This window comes from Sphingorhabdus sp. EL138, from assembly GCF_900258045.1.
In the GTDB taxonomy this organism is placed as follows: Bacteria; Pseudomonadota; Alphaproteobacteria; order Sphingomonadales; family Sphingomonadaceae; genus Parasphingorhabdus.
Map to the genome: position 1 here is coordinate 180,789 of NZ_OGVD01000001.1, position 18,185 is coordinate 198,973.

14 protein-coding genes are annotated in these 18,185 nt (G+C 52.2%); 10 read left to right on the plus strand and 4 right to left on the minus strand.

All coding sequences use genetic code 11. The features are described from left to right. The first annotated feature begins 72 nt into the window (after positions 1-72). From cysD to DK507_RS00870, 3 genes are read left to right on the plus strand one after another with little or no spacing between them, the layout of a single operon-like run. A complete protein-coding gene (gene cysD, locus DK507_RS00860) occupies positions 73-990 on the plus strand; it encodes a sulfate adenylyltransferase subunit CysD (RefSeq protein ID WP_162558833.1) in 918 nt (305 codons plus the stop codon). After that, positions 990-2,930: a sulfate adenylyltransferase subunit CysN gene (cysN, locus tag DK507_RS00865; protein ID WP_109354147.1), complete on the plus strand. Its 1,941-nt coding sequence runs from the start codon at positions 990-992 to the stop codon at positions 2,928-2,930. Before cysD ends, cysN begins: the two co-directional genes overlap by 1 nt. Next, complete coding sequence (locus DK507_RS00870) at positions 2,927-3,655, plus strand: 3'(2'),5'-bisphosphate nucleotidase CysQ (protein ID WP_109354148.1); 729 nt, start codon at positions 2,927-2,929, stop codon at positions 3,653-3,655. Before cysN ends, DK507_RS00870 begins: the two co-directional genes overlap by 4 nt. 34 nt (positions 3,656-3,689) lie before the next feature. Here the strand turns inward: DK507_RS00870 and DK507_RS00875 are convergent, their stop codons facing one another. Further along, positions 3,690-5,597: a nucleoside-diphosphate sugar epimerase/dehydratase gene (locus tag DK507_RS00875; RefSeq protein ID WP_109354149.1), complete on the minus strand. Its 1,908-nt coding sequence runs from the start codon at positions 5,595-5,597 to the stop codon at positions 3,690-3,692. 306 nt (positions 5,598-5,903) lie between these two features. Between DK507_RS00875 and DK507_RS00880 the strand changes: the two genes are divergently transcribed. Genes DK507_RS00880 through DK507_RS00890 form a run of 3 tightly spaced genes read left to right on the plus strand, consistent with a single transcriptional unit; the run spans position 5,904 to position 9,107 of the window. Further along, positions 5,904-7,229: a UDP-glucose/GDP-mannose dehydrogenase family protein gene (locus tag DK507_RS00880; RefSeq protein WP_109354150.1), complete on the plus strand. Its 1,326-nt coding sequence runs from the start codon at positions 5,904-5,906 to the stop codon at positions 7,227-7,229. Then, positions 7,226-8,029, plus strand: a complete 804-nt coding sequence (locus DK507_RS00885; RefSeq protein ID WP_109354151.1) for a class I mannose-6-phosphate isomerase — start codon at positions 7,226-7,228, stop codon at positions 8,027-8,029. The genes DK507_RS00880 and DK507_RS00885 overlap by 4 nt, the downstream gene beginning before the upstream one ends. A 10-nt stretch (positions 8,030-8,039) precedes the next feature. Further along, positions 8,040-9,107, plus strand: a complete 1,068-nt coding sequence (locus tag DK507_RS00890) for a mannose-1-phosphate guanylyltransferase/mannose-6-phosphate isomerase (protein WP_109354153.1) — start codon at positions 8,040-8,042, stop codon at positions 9,105-9,107. Here the strand turns inward: DK507_RS00890 and DK507_RS00895 are convergent. Together DK507_RS00895 and DK507_RS00900 are read right to left on the minus strand one after the other, a co-directional pair. Then, a complete protein-coding gene (locus tag DK507_RS00895; protein ID WP_162558834.1) occupies positions 9,104-9,457 on the minus strand; it encodes a hypothetical protein in 354 nt (117 codons plus the stop codon). The genes DK507_RS00890 and DK507_RS00895 overlap by 4 nt on opposite strands. Before the next feature lie 204 nt (positions 9,458-9,661). Continuing rightward, complete coding sequence (locus tag DK507_RS00900) at positions 9,662-10,870, minus strand: O-antigen ligase (RefSeq protein ID WP_109354155.1); 1,209 nt, start codon at positions 10,868-10,870, stop codon at positions 9,662-9,664. Between the two features lie 200 nt (positions 10,871-11,070). Here DK507_RS00900 and DK507_RS00905 point away from each other — a divergent pair, with 200 nt between their 5' ends. The 3 genes from DK507_RS00905 to DK507_RS00915 all read left to right on the plus strand — a co-directional run bounded on the left by DK507_RS00905 (position 11,071) and on the right by DK507_RS00915 (position 14,679). Beyond that, complete coding sequence (locus DK507_RS00905) at positions 11,071-11,946, plus strand: CoA ester lyase (RefSeq protein WP_254054213.1); 876 nt, start codon at positions 11,071-11,073, stop codon at positions 11,944-11,946. A 96-nt stretch (positions 11,947-12,042) separates the two neighbouring features. Beyond that, the gene (locus tag DK507_RS00910; protein ID WP_254054214.1) at positions 12,043-13,497 is read left to right on the plus strand and encodes a coniferyl aldehyde dehydrogenase; all 1,455 of its coding nucleotides are present in this window, start codon (positions 12,043-12,045) and stop codon (positions 13,495-13,497) included. A gap of 12 nt (positions 13,498-13,509) precedes the next feature. Further along, positions 13,510-14,679: a CaiB/BaiF CoA-transferase family protein gene (locus DK507_RS00915; protein WP_109354156.1), complete on the plus strand. Its 1,170-nt coding sequence runs from the start codon at positions 13,510-13,512 to the stop codon at positions 14,677-14,679. Here the strand turns inward: DK507_RS00915 and DK507_RS00920 are convergent. Next, positions 14,676-16,025 carry a DEAD/DEAH box helicase gene (locus DK507_RS00920; protein ID WP_109354800.1) on the minus strand — a complete coding sequence of 450 codons (1,350 nt, stop codon included), beginning with the start codon at positions 16,023-16,025 and terminating at the stop codon, positions 14,676-14,678. The two genes, DK507_RS00915 and DK507_RS00920, sit on opposite strands and share 4 nt — an antisense overlap. 364 nt (positions 16,026-16,389) lie before the next feature. Here DK507_RS00920 and ggt point away from each other — a divergent pair, with 364 nt between their 5' ends. Continuing rightward, positions 16,390-18,183 (plus strand): gamma-glutamyltransferase, encoded by a 1,794-nt coding sequence (ggt, locus tag DK507_RS00925; RefSeq protein WP_109354157.1) that lies wholly within the window; start codon positions 16,390-16,392, stop codon positions 18,181-18,183. Positions 18,184-18,185 lie beyond the last annotated feature (2 nt).

Sequence of the window (18,185 nt, forward strand, 5' to 3'; positions counted from 1 at the left end):
TTATTGTGCCCACTCTTATCCGGGATTTGCTAAGCGCAATCAGCTATCCCTATCGTCATCGGAACTTTCCCAGTGCAGAATTCAGCAACAGCAACCCCCCTGACCCATCTCCAAAGGCTTGAGTCCGAAGCCATCCATATCATGCGCGAGGTTGCGGCCGAGGCAGAGAATCCGGTAATGCTCTATTCTGTTGGCAAGGATAGCGCGGTGATGCTGCACTTGGCCAAAAAGGCATTTTTCCCTTCCCCTCCGCCTTTTCCACTGCTGCATGTCGATACCACCTGGAAATTCCAGGAAATGTACAAGATGAGAGAGAAAGCGGCCAAGGATGCCGGCATGGAATTGCTGATCCATCAGAATCCGGAGGCCAGAGAGCGCGGCATCAATCCCTTTGACCATGGCGCTGTTCACACGGATATGTGGAAAACTCAGGGCCTGAAGCAGGCCCTTGATCACTATGGTTTTGACGCGGCCTTTGGCGGCGCCAGAAGAGACGAAGAAAAAAGCAGGGCCAAAGAACGGATATTCTCTTTCCGCTCCGCCAATCATCGCTGGGATCCCAAAAACCAGCGGCCGGAGCTCTGGAAACTCTACAATACACAGAAAGCCAAAGGCGAAAGCATAAGGGTTTTTCCACTCAGCAACTGGACCGAACTTGATATCTGGCAATATATTCACCTTGAGAATATCGATATCGTGCCACTCTATTTCTCGGCGTCAAGACCAACAGTGAAACGTGACGGCATGCTCCTGATGGTTGATGATGAGCGGTTCCGCTTTGAAGAGGGAGAAGAACCAGTGGAACGCTCTATCAGGTTCCGTACCTTAGGCTGCTATCCTCTGACCGGCGCTGTCGAGAGCGAGGCTACCACGCTTCCACAGATCATTCAGGAAATGCTGCTCACCACCACTTCGGAACGACAGGGGCGGGCGATTGACCACGATCAAGCGGCATCGATGGAGAAGAAGAAACAGGAGGGCTATTTCTGATGACCCATTCCGAAAATATAGATTCTGAAACCATCTACAAAACCGACGCCCTGATTGCCGAGGATATTGATGCCTATCTGGAAGCGCATCAGCATAAAACGATGCTGCGTTTTATCACCTGTGGTTCAGTAGACGATGGCAAATCGACACTGATCGGGCGTTTGCTTTATGATTCCAAAATGATCTTTGAGGATCAGCTGGCAACCCTGGAAGCAGACAGCAAGAAAGTCGGAACGCAAGGTCAGGAAATTGATTTTGCCTTGCTGGTCGACGGATTGGCGGCGGAACGCGAACAGGGCATTACGATTGATGTGGCTTACCGTTTCTTTGCAACAGAAAAGCGCAAGTTCATTGTCGCAGATACACCAGGGCATGAGCAATATACCCGCAATATGGTCACGGGTGCATCGACAGCAGATCTGGCCATTATTTTGATCGACGCGCGTCAGGGAATCCTGACCCAGACGCGCCGCCACAGCTATCTGGCGCACCTGATTGGCATCAAACATCTCGTCGTTGCCGTGAACAAGATGGATCTGGTTGACTATGATCAGGCCGTCTATGATGAGATTATTGCCGATTATACGGCTTTTGCACGGGAAATCGGCATAGAAGCCTTCACGCCCATTCCCATCTCCGGGTTGGCCGGCGACAATATCACAAGCAAATCCACCCATACGCCCTGGTATGACGGGCCGGCGCTCGTCGAGCATCTGGAAAATGTAGAGGTTATGGCGACCGCCAATCAGGCAAAGCCGCTGCGCATGACGGTCCAGTGGGTCAACCGGCCCAATCTCGATTTCAGGGGTTTCAGCGGACAGATTGCCAGCGGCACGGTAAGGCCCGGAGATGAGGTCCGCGTGCTGCCTTCCGGAAAAACATCCACGGTCAAGCGCATTGTCACGATGGACGGTGATCTTGACGAAGCGGTGGCTGGACAGTCCGTCACATTGACGCTGGCGGAAGAGATTGATTGTTCTCGCGGTGATGTGATCGCTGCGGCCGATGCACCGCCGCAGGTTGCCGATCAGTTTGAATCAACCATCGTCTGGATGGACGAAGCAGAGCTTTTGCCCGGCCGCAGTTACTGGATGAAAATCGGAACGCAATTTGTCAGCGTGACAATCCAGTCGCCAAAATATCAGGTCAACGTCAACAATATGGAGCAGTTGGCGGCCAAGACATTGGATTTGAATGGCATTGGCGTGGCTGAAATTGCCACAGACCGGCCGATTATCTTTGAACCTTATGAGGATAACCGCGATCTTGGCGGCTTCATTCTGATCGACAAGATCAGCAACGCCACCGTGGCTGCGGGGATGCTGCATTTCTGCTTGCGGCGGTCACAAAATGTCCATTGGCAGGATGTTGATATCGACCGCGCGGCCCATGCCCTGCAAAAGCGTCAGCAACCACGCGTGGTCTGGTTCACCGGCCTTTCGGGTTCCGGCAAATCAACTATCGCGAACATGGTCGAAAAGCGGCTGCACGCGCTTGGCAAGCACAGTTTTCTGCTGGACGGTGACAATGTGCGTCACGGGCTTAACAAGGACCTTGGCTTTACCGATGCCGACCGGGTGGAAAATATCCGGCGCATTGGCGAAGTGGCGAAGTTAATGGCTGATGCGGGGCTCATTGTCCTGACCGCCTTTATCTCTCCATTCCGGGCAGAACGGCAACTCGTCCGTTCGATGCTACCCGAGGATGAGTTTATCGAGGTGTTTGTGGACACGCCGCTGGCAGTTGCAGAAGAACGTGATGTGAAGGGCTTGTACAAAAAAGCACGTGCTGGCGAACTGAAAAATTTCACCGGCATCGATAGCGACTATGAAATCCCTGAAAATGCCGAAATGCGGATCGATACGACCAAGATGAGTCCGGAAGAAGCCGCCGAGATTATCGTGGACAAAATTGTCGGTAGTTGGTCCTATACGATATGACGGATGCTGAATTGGCTGCAAAGCTGGCGGAAGATGCCGGCCAACTGCTTTTGAACCTGCGCAACAACTCCGATTTGACCGGAAGGGAACTGGGCGATGCTGGAGACACGGCGGCAAATGAGATGCTTGTGGCAGCGCTACACGAATTGCGCCCTGAAGATGGTCTGCTGTCCGAGGAAAGCAAGGATACGCAGGAACGATTGAGTAAAGATCGCGTCTGGATAATCGATCCGGTGGATGGCACCCGCGAATATGGCGAGGGTCGGAGTGACTGGGCAGTACATGTCGCGCTGGCAATCAAGGGACAACCATCAATCGGAGCAGTTTCCCTCCCTGGACTTGACCTGACCCTGCGCAGTGATTTTCCCATCGCAGCGCCTGTTCGCAAAGACAGGCTGCGCATGGTTGTCAGTCGTTCGCGGCCAGCCAAAGAGGCTGTTGCAGTGGCAGAAACACTAGATGCAGAGCTGATGCCAATGGGCTCCGCTGGTGCCAAGGCCATGGCTATTGTCCGTGGAGAAGCCGACATTTATCTCCATTCAGGTGGTCAATATGAATGGGACAATTGCGCGCCCGCAGCGGTGGCACAGGCGCACGGCCTTCACTGCTCCCGCATTGACGGCAGCGCGCTGCAATATAATCAGAAAGACACATATTTGCCCGACCTTTTGATCTGCCATATGCAAGACGCGGATAGAATATTGGATTTGGTTGCCGATCTCTAAGACTGCCGCTGACGCTTGGCTATCTGCGCCAACTTCAGGACGCTTCTTCGACTTTCATATTATCCCGTTCATGTTCAAATTCCGGAACCAGTATTTTCAAAAGTGCTATTATCTCATCGGACGTACGACATTGCCTTAGATTGCTCAGTAGCTCATCCAGATCAGCCTCCGCCAGATGGCTTTCATGAGCCATCATGATCCGGTTATGGACAGTCGGCTTTGGATCATTGCCGATAATCAGTTCTTCATAAAGCTTCTCGCCAGGCCGTAAGCCTACTTCTTCAATTTCGATATCACCGTCCGGATCTGAATCATCACGAATGGTCAAACCGGATAGTTGGACCATTGTCTTAGCCAAATCCATGATCCGGACCGATTTGCCCATATCCAGCACGAATACTTCACCACCCTTCGCCATTCCACCGGCCTGAATAACCAGCTGGGCCGCTTCCGGAATTGTCATAAAATACCGGGTCACATCGCGGTGGGTAAGAGTGATCGGCCCGCCGGTTTCAATCTGTTGCCGGAACAAGGGAACGACCGAACCACTGGATCCCAGGACATTGCCAAAGCGGACCATGGAAAACCTAGTCTCACTGATATCCGCAAGCGCCTGTACAATCTGTTCAGCACCGCGTTTCGTCGCGCCCATGACATTGGTTGGACGAACAGCCTTGTCCGTGCTGATCAGGATAAAGTCGCTGACTTTCGCCAGATGAGCCGCATGAGCAACCTCATAAGTCCCCAATATGTTGTTTCTTGCGCCTTCGACAGGATTGGCTTCCACCAACGGTACATGCTTGTAAGCCGCGGCATGAAAAACCGTATCGGGTCGCCAGAACGCAAGAACTTCCTCCACACGATTTGCGTCGGTCACCGATCCCAGCACAGGAATGATTTCCATATTTTCAGAGCCATGTTGCTCGAGATAGTTTTTGAGCTCTTTTTCAATAGCGTAGAGCGAAAACTCCGACAGCTCGAACAATATGAGCTGGCGTGCTCCGGATTTTGCAATCTGCCGACAGAGTTCACTGCCAATAGAGCCCCCTGCGCCGGTCACCATTACCGTCTTGCCAACTATTGTCCGGCCGAACAACAGTTCATTCGGCGGAACCGTTTCTCGACCAAGCAGGTCTTCGATGTCCAACTCACGAATATCGTTGAATGACACTTGACCGTCTATGATATCTTTCATGTTTGGAAGGGTTTGAACGTGAACCTTGAACTTCTGAATCTGATCAACAATCGCCCGCCTTTTTTTTCGGGAGATGTTTGGAAGAGCCAGCAGGATATCAGTAACCGCATATCTGTTGATTATTTCCGGCAGGTTACCGCTCCAGAAAACCTTGTCGCCGTCGAGCTTTTGGCCATCCAGACGCTGATCATCATCAACATAGCCGCGCAATCGCATTGCGGGTTCAGAGCGCATGGATGATGCTAGTTGCTGGCCCGCATTGCCCGCCCCATAGATGATCACCGTTTTTACCTGCCCGCCAAAACGGTTACGCCCCAATATATCGACCATTAGATAACGTGCGGTAACACGTGAAAAACCGACCATTATGAAGAAGATAATGGGTTGAATAACACCAATGGTCCGCGGAACACCGGCAATCCCGATAACCGAAAAAATTATCACCATTGGCACACCATAGACTGCAAAAGCACGCACCAATGTCTTCATCATACCAGAGCCCGCATAGCGAAAAATCGCATTGTAGACACCGATCAGGTAAAATACCGGAATCATGATCAAGAGGGCGCCAAGCACTACTTTCTGAATTGCCAGATCCCAGTAAATCCAGACTCCCACGCGTAGCGAATAGGCTATCCATATCGACTGGACGCAAAGGATCATGTCCAATACCAGAACGATGGCCTGTTTCTGTCGGCGAGAAATATCTGCTATTCGCTCCAAGATGGAGATGGCAAGGGCGGTCATGGTTTCGATTTTACTAAATCCTGAACTAGTTGAACCGCTGCGTCAAAAGCGACTATTTCCCAATAAACGACTTCACCGCATTTTCCAAATATTTCAATTTCGCAGTTCGAATTGGCATATCAACCGGCTGAGGCATTAATGTAAGCTGGCTCACAATTTTTACTTGAACCCAATAATATAAAGACAGAATGCACCTTAAAGCGGTCGGAATAAACGGCCATGCTTGACCGACATTCTTGAACGGGCCACAGAAACAGGAATACTGTGTCATAACCGACTCAATATCAATCACGCCAAAGGATAAATATGAAAATTGCAATGATCGGCTCCGGCTATGTCGGTTTGGTTTCTGGCGCATGTTTTGCTGATTTTGGGCATGAAGTCGTCTGCGTGGACAAGGATCCGCGTAAAATTGAAAAGCTTGAACAAAATATCATGCCCATTTTTGAACCCGGACTTGCCAGCTTGGTCGAGCGCAACGTCACCGGCGGGCGACTGTCCTTTTCGGGTGACCTCAAAGAGTCGGTCAAGGATTGTGATGCCGTGTTTATTGCCGTTGGCACACCATCCCGGCGCGGTGACGGCCATGCCGACCTAAGCTATGTTCATGCCGCGAGCGAAGAAATTGCTGATTCCATTACCAAGCCGACCGTCGTCGTCACAAAGTCCACTGTGCCCGTCGGAACAGGAGACGAGGTCGAACTGATATTATCGAAAAAGCTCAATGCCGATCAGTTTGCCGTTGTATCCAATCCCGAATTTCTTCGGGAAGGTGCGGCCATTAATGATTTCAAACGACCTGATCGCATTGTGATTGGTGCTGAAACCGAATGGGCCAAAGATGTAATGAGTGAGATTTACCGACCACTGTTTCTCAATGAATCGCCCATCCTTTTCACAGGCCGCCGGACCGCAGAATTGATCAAATATGCTGCCAATGCCTTTCTGGCCACCAAGATTACGTTCATCAATGAAATTGCCGATTTGTGTGAAAAAGTTGGCGCGGACGTACAGGAAGTCTCTCGCGGTATCGGACTGGACAACCGGATCGGTTCTAAATTTCTCCACGCCGGACCTGGCTATGGCGGTAGCTGTTTTCCAAAAGACACCCTGGCATTGCTGAAAACCGCTCAGGACTATGAAAGTCCGGTACGGATTGTTGAAGCCGTCGTACAGGTAAACGACCAGCGCAAACGCGCAATGGGTCGAAAAGTCATCCAGGCGCTGGGCGGAGAAGCCCGCGACAAGAAAGTGGCACTGCTGGGCCTGACGTTCAAACCCAATACGGATGACATGCGTGATGCGCCGTCTATCGCCGTTGCCCAGACTCTGATTGATGCTGGTGCTCAGGTCAGCGCCTATGACCCTGAAGGCATGGAAATAGCGGCAGAAATCATGCCGGATGTCACAATGACGGAAAGCAGCTATGAAGCAGCAACTGATGCCGATGCGGTTGTGATCGTAACCGAATGGGATGCGTTTCGGGCCCTTGATCTCAACAGATTGTCTTCTTTGATGACCGGCAAAGTGCTGGTTGATTTACGGAATATATATCATCCTGCCGATGTCGGCAAAAGCGGACTGGAATATACAGGTGTTGGCCGTAGTCGAGGTCCCATGGGCAACCTATGAAACTGAGACAGAAAAAGGTCAGAAAGCCATGGGGGCAATCGATGTTACCCGAGGTATTTGGTGGAAAACAAAAGGAAAAAGTCGGCGAAATCTGGTTTGCACCACCCAAGGCTATAGCGCCTGCCCTCTTGGTCAAATATTTGTTCACCAGTGAAAAACTATCCGTTCAGGTGCACCCCAATGATCGTCAGGCGCGTCGGCAGGGAGCTCCCGTTGGTAAAGAAGAATGCTGGTACATATTGGCTGCCGAACCGGATGCTGTCCTGGGCATCGGACTGACCAAAGAGGTCAGCCCGACCAAATTGCACGCAGCGGTTGCTTGCGGCCAGATTGAACAGCTGATTGACTGGAAACCCGTTAAACCGGGCGATCTGTTCTACGTGCCTGCTGGTACCATCCACGCGATTGGACCCGGAATACAGCTGATTGAAGTGCAACAAAATTCCGATATTACCTACCGGCTTTACGACTATGGACGCCCGCGCGAACTGCATCTGGACGACGCTATATCGGTAGCGACACCGGCCCCCTATGATATGAAAAACTATCGTGAAACTGTGCCGGATCAGTCTGCCAAACTGGTCGATGGGCCACATTTCAGGCTGTTTCAGGTTGTTGGCGACGATCACGATATATTAACAGCTACTGTTGCAGGGGAATGGCAAGTCATACCGCTAGAAGGTAAGGTAACTGCCAGAGGTAAAACTATTAGCACCGGGGGATGCGGACTTTGCACCAAAGTTTCCGAAATCGATCTATCCAAAAATATCAGATGCCTGATTGCGTGTACCATGAAATGAACATGACAACATGAGCAACGATAATCTCATAACCCCGGTAATTCTGTCAGGCGGCTCGGGCACTCGTCTATGGCCGCTGTCGACAGATAAACGGCCCAAGCAGTTTTTGAACCTGACCGGCCCGCTCAGCATGTTCCAGATGACATTGGAAAGATGTCAGGAACCTCATGTATTTGGATCACCAATCATCGTTGGCAGTGCCAAACACGCTGCGCTCGTTGAAGAACAAATGGATGAAATTGGCGCGGCATCGGCCGTTCATATACTCGAACCCTGTGCGAGAAATACCGCGCCAGCAATCGCTTTAGCAGCTCTTGCCTGCAAAAATCCGCAAAGTCCGATGCTTGTGATGCCCAGTGACCACGTCATCAAGAACGTAGCGGCATTTCATGATGCTGTCAGGGAGTCACTGCCCCTGGCAAAAGCACGGTGGCTGGTGACTTTCGGCATCGAACCCGACGGCCCTGAAACCGGCTATGGCTATATCCGGCAAGGTGAACCGATTTTCGGCAGTACCAATAGCTTTGCCGCACAAAAATTTGTTGAGAAGCCGAACCGCGAAAATGCTGAAAAAATGCTCGCCAGCGGCGATTATTTCTGGAATGCGGGAATTTTCCTGTTCAGGGCCGATACCTATTTGCAAGCTCTGGGAGATCATGCGCCAGAAATGCTGGAAGCAGCACAAAATGCTATGAGACAGGCGCATAAAGACGGAAGTCAGACAAGCCCGGATGAAGGCAGCTTTTCGCGCGCGCCTTCTGATTCCATTGACTATGCCGTTATGGAAAAAGCTGAGAAAGTTGCCGTTACCCCGGTAAATCCAGGCTGGTCCGATGTCGGCAGCTGGGATTCGCTGTTTGAGATCAGTGCTTCAGATGACCAATCCAACGTAACCACTGGCGACGTTTTGGCGATTGATGCAAAGGACAACCTGATTCACACCGATGGAATTGAGGTCGTAACACTTGGTGTAAATGATCTGATCATAGTAGCCAGTGGAGACAAGGTGATGATCATGCCCAGGGGCCAGTCACAAGATGTCAGAAAGATCGTCAGCGAGCGACAGAAAAACGACTAAACAGCAGTCTCTGATTGAAGCCCATTGGCACGGACACCGTCAGCTTCCGTAGATTTGCCAATCATCCATGTGGGCCAGAACCGTGCAATGAGCATTAATACCGTCGGAATCAGCATCGTGTTCCAAAGATCATGATATGCTTCCTGTCTCAACAGCGCTTCTGGCGCTTTGCTCAAGCCAAGGCGTTGATAGTCTAAATATTCATTGGCTAATGCCGCAGCAAGAACAACTGTCCATGGCCACAGACTTCCAAGTGACCGGCGAAAAAACAAAGCAAGTGAAAATTGTATGGCTAGAGCTCCGTAGATATGAAGCGCGTCACGGTCGAGGCCCGTGACGTTTTCGAGCATTATTTTTATATCCAACCACAACATGGGTGACCCTTGGCGAAGTGATCCCTAACCGTCAATGAACAAATACCGCAGTTGAACCATATCAATTCACCGGTGGCCTAATGTTTGCCTAGTCTTGCTAAACTTGAGAGAACCGTCAGTTTTTCCAACAGCCCGGCTGTGCTGGCCTTTTATGACCGCGGCTTCAAACCATGAAAATACTCAATTGGGCAAACTGGTTTTCCTTGGCGCCAACAGCATCAGGATCGATATCGTATATATGGCTATCGGATAGGGGTAATATAGAAAATTATCATATAGCATGTAGATGGAGCCACCGCCAAAAAATGCCAAAGCAGCCATCTGATGCGGATCCCTGATCTCGATTTTGAAGATAGTTATCATTCGAAATATTGCATACAATAGCGAGAACAGGCCAATGATACCGACCGAAAATAACAGTTGTACCGGGAAACTATGTGGTCCCTTAAAACCGAGTGTTTTTCGAGGACCCATTCTTTGAAACTGATCAATGCCATGGCCGGCAACAGGATTGTCGAGAAAAATTCTGAGAGATGAAGCCCAAAGTTCACTTCTGCCGCTACTGACTTTATACATATCATCAGTCTGTTGACTGGATGACAGAATTCTTTCCATCCCATATTGTGACATCGGCGCTGGGCTGACTAAATTGGTCGCAACTGAAAACGTAAGAGAAATCAGAAAATACTTGGCAAGTGTTTTGCGGTTCTTCGGAAAAAACAAAACGGCTATCGACAATGCCGCAAGAATAGCGAGCAAACTGCCTCGCGATCCGGTCCACAGAGTCATAGCCAATCCAAAACTGCCAAAAACATACGCCAGCAATTTACCATGGATTCCCTCTTTATTGATTAAGGCTAAACCAGCGGCAAATATCGACAGCCAGAAAAATCCGGCCCACCGGACATTGGTAACACCCGGAACTCTGTTTATCCAATCAGACTCCGAGGGTGGATAGATGCTAAAATCGATAGCCCATAATAAAGTATAGGCTAGGACAGATATCCCCAGTATCGTCCAAAAACACTCAAACAACCGGGGCTGCTCACGTCGCATGACATCATACAGTCCGATCGCAAATAGCGCATGAACGATAAGACTGATGAGACCCAAGGCCGCCGCAGCAGGGTTCACGGAAACAAATATATAAACATATGCTATTGATAGCAGGAATATCCCCAATACCAGTAAATCAAGCTTATTGGTTCCGTTCAAGAACCGCTTTGGAGCGCTATCGCCGCGAAAGAATATGCAGCAAAGTAGTAATTCTACAATTGGAATCGCCAGTGAGTTTCCTGCAATAACCTTACGATAAAACCCCTCATGAGGTCCGAAATCCCAAGGGATCAGAATCGATAAAACTGGAGTCAAAGCCATCAAAATATACAAAAAATATATCCGCGACTTTGTGGTCGGTCGCGACTTTAAGATAGCCCCATTTATCAAGCGATCATCCTCACATATTTGATCAAACGATTTCGCCTAACACTCATTTGTCACTTTATGGTTAACTAGGAAGAGTTTAACATTAACCACCAACTCGTTTTAAGCCGAAACATGAAGCCATCAGAAGTTCGAAAGAAGAAGTTATGAAGCCACGCCGTTCCTGTCTTTATATGCCGGCGTCCAATGCGCGGGCTCTTGAAAAAGCAAAGACACTGCCAGCCGATACGATCATCCTTGATCTGGAGGATGCGGTAGCGCCTGATGCCAAGGATGACGCCCGCAAGGCCGCATGCGACGCTCTTGCCGAAGGCGGTTACGGCAAGCGGGAAATGGTCGTGCGCGTGAACGCTATGGATACGCCGTGGTTTGCGCAGGACATGGAAAGCATCTGCGCCAGCAAAGCCAACGCGATACTGGTACCAAAAGTGCGCAGCGTCAAAGATATTATAGAAATATCCGGCATCATAGACCGGGAAAAGGCTGCCGAAAAATTGAACCTGTGGGCCATGATCGAAATGCCGGTAGCTATACTGAACATAGCCGGAATTGCGGAAGTGGCCGCCTCGACCCGCCTGACGACTTTCGTCATGGGTTTTAACGATCTCGCCAAGGAAATGCGCGCCGAACAGGACCGGGCTTTGTTTACGCCCGCCATGGCCCAAACCATCATGGCGGGCCGGGCCTATGGACTGAATATTCTCGACAGTGTGTATAATGATTTCAAGGATCCGGCCGGGTTCGAACAGGAATGCCGCCAGGCGAAAGCATATGGATTTGACGGAAAGACGCTGATCCACCCCTCCCAGGTCGACATTGCAAATCGCGAATTCGCGCCCGATGACGCCAAGATTGCAGAAGCACAGGCGATCGTCGCGGCGTTCAAAGATCCAGAAAATGCGGACAAAGGCGTGATAACCGTCAATGGCAAGATGACCGAGCGGCTGCATTTGGAGCAGGCAGAACAGACCATAGCGATGGCGGAAGCAATTGCAGCCGCCGACCAATCCGGCACCCAATAAGCCGTTCGATCTCGACAAACCGCAAAAATATGGTTTAAGTGGTTAATTGAAACCAAAAATGATGCGCGCAAACTGGCGCTTTGCAGGAGAAGAGACGTGGAAGCATTGGAAGCAGCAGCTGGCGAAGTCAGCAAAGACGAAATCATGGCGGCATTTCAGGCGCAGCGCGATGCTTTTCATGCCGAACTGCCGGTCAGCTATGAAACCCGCATGGACCGGATCAACCGCACTGCCCAGATGATCATTGATCATAAAGATGCGCTGTGTGAAGCAGTATCCAATGACTTTGGCCATCGCAGCAGCGTCCAGACCGTAATGACCGACCTGATGTCGGTGGTCGGCCATGCCAAGGATCACAAGAAAAACCTGCGCAAATGGATGCGGCCCGAGAAGCGCAAGATGGATTTCCCGCTTGGTTTGCTTGGTGCCAGCGGGGCGGTGGAGTATCAGCCAAAGGGCGTGGTCGGCGTGATCTCGCCATGGAATTTCCCGATTAACCTCGCTTTTGATCCGGCCATCGGTGCTTTCGGCGCCGGTAACCGGGTGATCATCAAATTTTCCGAATTCTGTCCGGAAACCGGCGAGCTGGTGAAGAAGCTCGTCTCCGAATATTTCGCACCCGAAGAGATGGTCGTCATCACCGGTGGTCCGGAAACCGGCAAGGCATTTTCGGAAATTCCTTGGGATCACCTGATCTTCACCGGCGGAGGCGGAATTGCCAAGCATGTGATGGCAGCAGCAGCACAGAATCTGACGCCGGTTACACTGGAACTCGGTGGCAAGTCGCCAACCATTGTCGGCCCGGATGCGGATGTCCAGAAAACGACCCAGCGGATTGCCATGGGCAAGATGATGAATGCCGGGCAAATCTGTCTGGCGCCCGATTATCTGATGGTGCCACAGGACAAGGAAGAAGCCGTCGTTGAAGGCATTGCCAGCAATGTCGCAGAGCAATATCCGACAATGATTGCCAATGACGATTATACGTCCGTGATCAACGGGCGGCACAAGGAACGCCTTCAGGGCCTGATCGACGATGCGGTTGCCAAGGGTGCGAAACAGACCGTGGTCAATCCCGGCGACGAGGATTTCGCAAACACCAACAGCAACAAGATGCCGCTCACCGTGTTGCAAAATGTCAATGAGGACATGCGAGTGATGCAGGAAGAGATTTTTGGTCCGGTTTTGCCGGTCAAAACCTACCGCAACCTCGATGAAGTTGTCGATTATGTGAACGATCATGACCGTCCACTCGGCCTCTATTATTTCGGTGAAACGGAATCGGACAAACGCAAGGTGCTCGACAAGACGATATCAGGCGGTGTCACGGTCAACGACGTGATCTTCCACATCGCGCAGCACGACCTGCCCTTCGGCGGCGTTGGTCCTTCGGGCATGGGCGCCTATACCGGGCCGGACGGCTTCAAGGAGTTCAGCCACGCCAAGGCCGTTTACCGCCAGCCGAAAGTCAATATTGCCAAAATTGCCGGTTTCCTGCCGCCTTATGGTTCCGCTACCGAAAAGACCATGAAACAGCAGATGAAACTCTGAAGTCAGGCGGATATGGCAGATTTCCCTTTAGCAGGGCTCAAGGTCCTGGATTTCTCGCGTGTCGTCGCGGGTCCTTATGCCACCCGGATGCTATCCGATCTCGGCGCAGAAGTATTGAAGGTGGAACCGCCGGAAGGCGATGTCACCCGGAAGCTCGCCAAGCGCGAAAGCGGGGTCAGCGGCAATTATCTGCAGCTCAATATCGGCAAACAAAATATCTGCCTCGACCTCAAAGCGGAAGGCGCGCCGGAACTGGTGAGGAAACTGGCAGCAGAGGCCGATATCGTCGTGGAGAATTTCCGCCCGGGCATCATGCACAGGTTTGGCGTTGGCTGGGACGATCTGTCCAAGGTCAATCCGCGGCTCATCATGTTGTCCATCTCCGGCTATGGCCAGAACGGGCCGGAGCGAGAAAAGGCGGCCTATGCGCCTGTCCTTCATGCCGAGACCGGTTTGATTGCACGGCAGGCCCAGATGAGTGGGGGGCATCCCACCGATATCCAGTTCGCCATGGCGGACAGTTATAGCTCGCTACACGGGATTATCGCGATCCTGTCCGCTCTGCGCACGCTCGACCAAACTGGCGAAGGCCAACATATCGACCTGGCGATGCTCAATGTCCTCCATTCAGCTGATGATTATGCGCATTTCGCGCTTGATGATATCTGGCCGAAACCGCCAGAGACGTTGGTCTGGGAAGCACCCGGGGATCGCCAGATATTGATAGTCGGCGACATGAAATGGCTGTGGCTGATGTTCTCGACCAAAGACGGCCTTGCGGATCCGACACCTAAGGGCGCGGACATTCCGACCAAGGTCAAGTTACGCCGAGAGGCCATGGAACAGCATATCCGCTCCCATGACAGTTTCGATGCGCTGACCGCGACGCTCGACCGGTTGAACCTCGCCTGGGGCGAAGTGCATCCCTTTGGCCCGGATGTCTATGATCAACCCAGCATCGAGCATCTCGGAACCATTGTTGATGTCACGGACGATGCCGGCAATGCCCGCAAGACTGTCCAATCGCCCTATCGTTTTTCAAAATCGAAAAGCGGCATCGACAGCAGCGCCAAAACAGCCAAACGCGGCGAACATAATGTCGCCGCGCTCAAAAACTGGCTGGGCCTGACAGATGAGGAAATTGCCCATCTGTCAGATACCAAGGCATTGCGTAGCGACTAAGCGTCGGCTTTGCGTGCCTGCCGGCGCTTGAATGATTTCGCGCCATTATTCCAATGCTTGGGACCGCCTTTATTGCCACCCGGTTTTCCACCGGGACGACCCTTGCGCGAACTATGCTTATTCTTCGGCGGACCGCCACGGGTTGGTTTCGCACCGTATTTCTTTGGCTTTTGACCATAGATACGGGGCGCCACTTCTTCGCGAGGCGGTTCGTCATAGCCTTCGGGCAGCGCAACCACTTCCGGTTTCACGCCAGTTAGCTTCACTACGTCACGCAGAAACTGGCGTTCGTCTGGAGCAACCATTGAGTAAGAAATACCTGAAGCGCCTGCCCGTGCAGTCCGGCCGATACGGTGGACATATTGCTCCGGCACGTTGGGCATATCAAAGTTGATCACATGGCTGACGCCATCGACATCAATACCGCGCGCGGCAATGTCGGTAGCGACCAGAATATTGATCTTGCCCTTGCGGAAATCACCCAGAGCACGTTCGCGCTGCGGCTGGCTTTTGTTGCCGTGGATCGCAGCGCTATGGATGCCGACCGCGTTCAGATTTTTCACAACCTTGTCCGCGCCATGTTTGGTCTGGGTGAAGACCAGCATATGATCCGGGTTTTCCTGGTTCACAAAATCCTTCAACAGACGCTGCTTGTCTTCCTGGTTGATATAGGTAACTCGCTGATCAACCCGCTCGGCGGTCGTCGATTGCGGTGCCACCGATACCTGAACCGGATTGGTCAGGAACCGGTCGGCCAGCTCGGAAATTGTTTTGGGCATCGTGGCCGAGAAGAACAGGCTCTGCCGCTTTTTTGGCAGCATCGGCACAATCTTTTTCAGCGGCACGATAAAGCCAAGATCGAGCATCTGGTCCGCCTCATCGAGCACCAATATTTCGACCTTGCTGAGGTCAAGACTGCGCTGATCAACTAGGTCAAGCAAACGGCCCGGAGTTGCGACGAGTACATCGACGCCGCGCTGCAAAATGCGCTTTTGCCGGTTGATCGGAACACCGCCAAAAGCAGATGTCACATACATTCCAAGACCCTTGGAATAGCCGGTCATGCTGTCGGCAATCTGGCGCGCCAGTTCCCGTGTTGGGGCGAGCACCAGCATCCGGCATTCGTTGCGGCCAGGCTTGCGCTTGTTGTTCAACAGGTGATGGATAGACGGCAGCGAGAAAGCAGCGGTCTTGCCGGTGCCAGTTTGCGCGATGCCAAGGATATCCTTGCCTTCCAGCGCTGGCGGAATGGCCTGCTGCTGAATGGGGGACGGTTTGGTATAGCCACCTTCGGCCACACGCGTTTGAATAGGTTTCGCCAGAGCGAAATCAGAAAATAATGTCAAAAATAATACCTTAAAATAAGCAGCCAGTGGGCGCAGCACGAGCAAAACTCGTGCGCGCGTTCGCCGTCGGTTAAGACGACCCGCGTGATCAGGCTGCCGGAAAATGAGAAGCAATGAAGGCGATAGGTTCGAGATAGCTCTCTATCTCTCACGCAGAACTCTCGCCAGACAGATATCTGCCTTTGCTGCAATGCAACATAGGGACTATCGTGCCGAAGTCAAGCTTTGTGATTGTTGCGCCGCCTTGATCATAACTTGCCACGGAACGACCGAAACCTGTTGATGCATCACGCAGAGTGGGTAGAGTGCTGTCTCATCCGCCGCCCTGCAAGGGATGCAGAGCGCCAGCCCAAGGGACTTTCTTATGAATAAAATCATCTTCCCAGCCTTGCTCGTTTCGATGCTCTACATCGCTCCTGCCTCTGCGCAAGAAGGAAAAGAAACTGCCGCAAAACCGGTATTGGAAATTGGCGGCGGTGGACGGCCGGTTGGCGAAGCGTGGGCCCGCAGTCCCGTTTATGCGGCCAATGGCATGGCCGCGACCGCCCATCCCTTGGCTAGCCAGGTAGCGATTGATATCCTCAAGAAAGGCGGCACCGCCGTCGATGCCGCCATTGCTGCCAATGCGGCACTTGGACTGATGGAACCCACCGGCAACGGTATTGGCGGCGATCTTTTTGCCATCATCTGGGATCCCAAAACGCAAAAGCTCTATGGTCTCAACGCTTCGGGCAAGAGCCCGATGGGCACATCCTATGATGAATTTATCGCGCAGCTTGATGGACGAAAGAGCATCCCACCTTTTGGCCCCTTACCGGTGACGGTACCCGGCACAATCGACGGCTGGTTTGAAATGCATCAACGGTTTGGCAAGCTGAGTATGGCCGATATACTCGCGCCGACGATTGACTATGCCAATGACGGTCACCCCGTTTCACCGGTTATCGGCTATTATTTCAGCCGCAATCTGAAACGCTTTGAAGAACGCCTCGACATGATCGGGGAGTTTGACAATGCCCGCGCGACCTATTTTGCGGATGGCCCGCCCAAGGAAGGCAAGATTTTCAAGAATCCGGATCTGGCCAGCACATTGACGAAAATTGCCGAAGGTGGCCGCGATGTGTTTTACAAAGGCGAAATCGCCCGGACAATGGATAGCTATTTCAAACGCATCGGTGGCAATTTGCGCTATGAGGATTTTGCAGCGCATAGTAGCAAATGGGTCGAGCCGGGCTGCGTGACCTATCGCAAGGGCTATGAATTGTGTGAACTTCCACCGAACAGCCAAGGCTTTGCAGCGCTGCAAATGGCCAATATCCTTAAGAATATCGACCTCGCGCAATATCCGCGCGGCAGCGCTGAGGTGCTGCACTATATCACCGAAGCCAAGCGACTGGCCTTTGAGGATGTCGCGCGTTTCTATGCGGATCCGGACATGTCGCCGGCCCCGCTCGATTGGCTGCTCAGTGATGCTTACGGCAAGGAGCGGTTCGCGTTGATCGATCCGGCCAAGGCGTCACCGGAATTTGGTCCGGGCGAGCCCAAGCTGGAAGGCGAAGGGGATACGACCTATCTGACGGTTGCCGACAAGGACGGCATGATGGTGTCGCTGATCCAGTCCAATTATCGCGGCATGGGCAGTGGTCTGGTTGCAGATGGTCTGGGTTTCATGTTTCAGGATCGCGGAGAGCTTTACTCGCTCGATCCCGGCCATCCCAATGTCTACGCGCCGGGTAAGCGCCCGTTCCAGACGATCATCCCGGCCTTCATGAAAAAAGACGGCAAACCTTATATGTCCTTCGGCCTGATGGGCGGCGGTATGCAACCACAGGGTCATGTGCAAGTGATGATCAACATGGTCGATTATGGCATGAATCTGCAGGAAGCGGGCGATGCTGCACGCCTCAACCATGATGGCGGACGGCAACCGACCAATGATCTGGCCGGTACGGGCGCGGACCTGCTCGGCACGCTGAATGTGGAACCGGGCATTTCAGATGCGGCAGTCGAGCAGCTCAAGGCGATGGGACACAAAGTCAAGCGGGTTGACAATGGTGTGATGTTCGGCGGCTATCAGGCGATAGTTCGCGATCCGGAAACGGGCGTCTATCATGGCGCGACCGAAATGCGGAAGGATGGCCAGGCGCTTGGTTATTAAGG

What these genes read in the sequence shown, in the direction of transcription:
- cysN (WP_109354147.1), top strand. Translation starts at nt 990, where the DNA reads ATGACCCATTCCGAAAATATAGATTCTGAAACCATCTACAAAACCGAC.
- DK507_RS00915 (WP_109354156.1), top strand. Translation starts at nt 13,510, where the DNA reads ATGGCAGATTTCCCTTTAGCAGGGCTCAAGGTCCTGGATTTCTCGCGT.
- DK507_RS00880 (WP_109354150.1), top strand. Translation starts at nt 5,904, where the DNA reads ATGAAAATTGCAATGATCGGCTCCGGCTATGTCGGTTTGGTTTCTGGC.
- DK507_RS00895 (WP_162558834.1), bottom strand. Translation starts at nt 9,457, where the DNA reads ATGCTCGAAAACGTCACGGGCCTCGACCGTGACGCGCTTCATATCTAC.
- DK507_RS00905 (WP_254054213.1), top strand. Translation starts at nt 11,071, where the DNA reads ATGAAGCCACGCCGTTCCTGTCTTTATATGCCGGCGTCCAATGCGCGG.
- DK507_RS00885 (WP_109354151.1), top strand. Translation starts at nt 7,226, where the DNA reads ATGAAACTGAGACAGAAAAAGGTCAGAAAGCCATGGGGGCAATCGATG.
- ggt (WP_109354157.1), top strand. Translation starts at nt 16,390, where the DNA reads ATGAATAAAATCATCTTCCCAGCCTTGCTCGTTTCGATGCTCTACATC.
- DK507_RS00870 (WP_109354148.1), top strand. Translation starts at nt 2,927, where the DNA reads ATGACGGATGCTGAATTGGCTGCAAAGCTGGCGGAAGATGCCGGCCAA.
- DK507_RS00890 (WP_109354153.1), top strand. Translation starts at nt 8,040, where the DNA reads ATGAGCAACGATAATCTCATAACCCCGGTAATTCTGTCAGGCGGCTCG.
- DK507_RS00875 (WP_109354149.1), bottom strand. Translation starts at nt 5,597, where the DNA reads ATGACCGCCCTTGCCATCTCCATCTTGGAGCGAATAGCAGATATTTCT.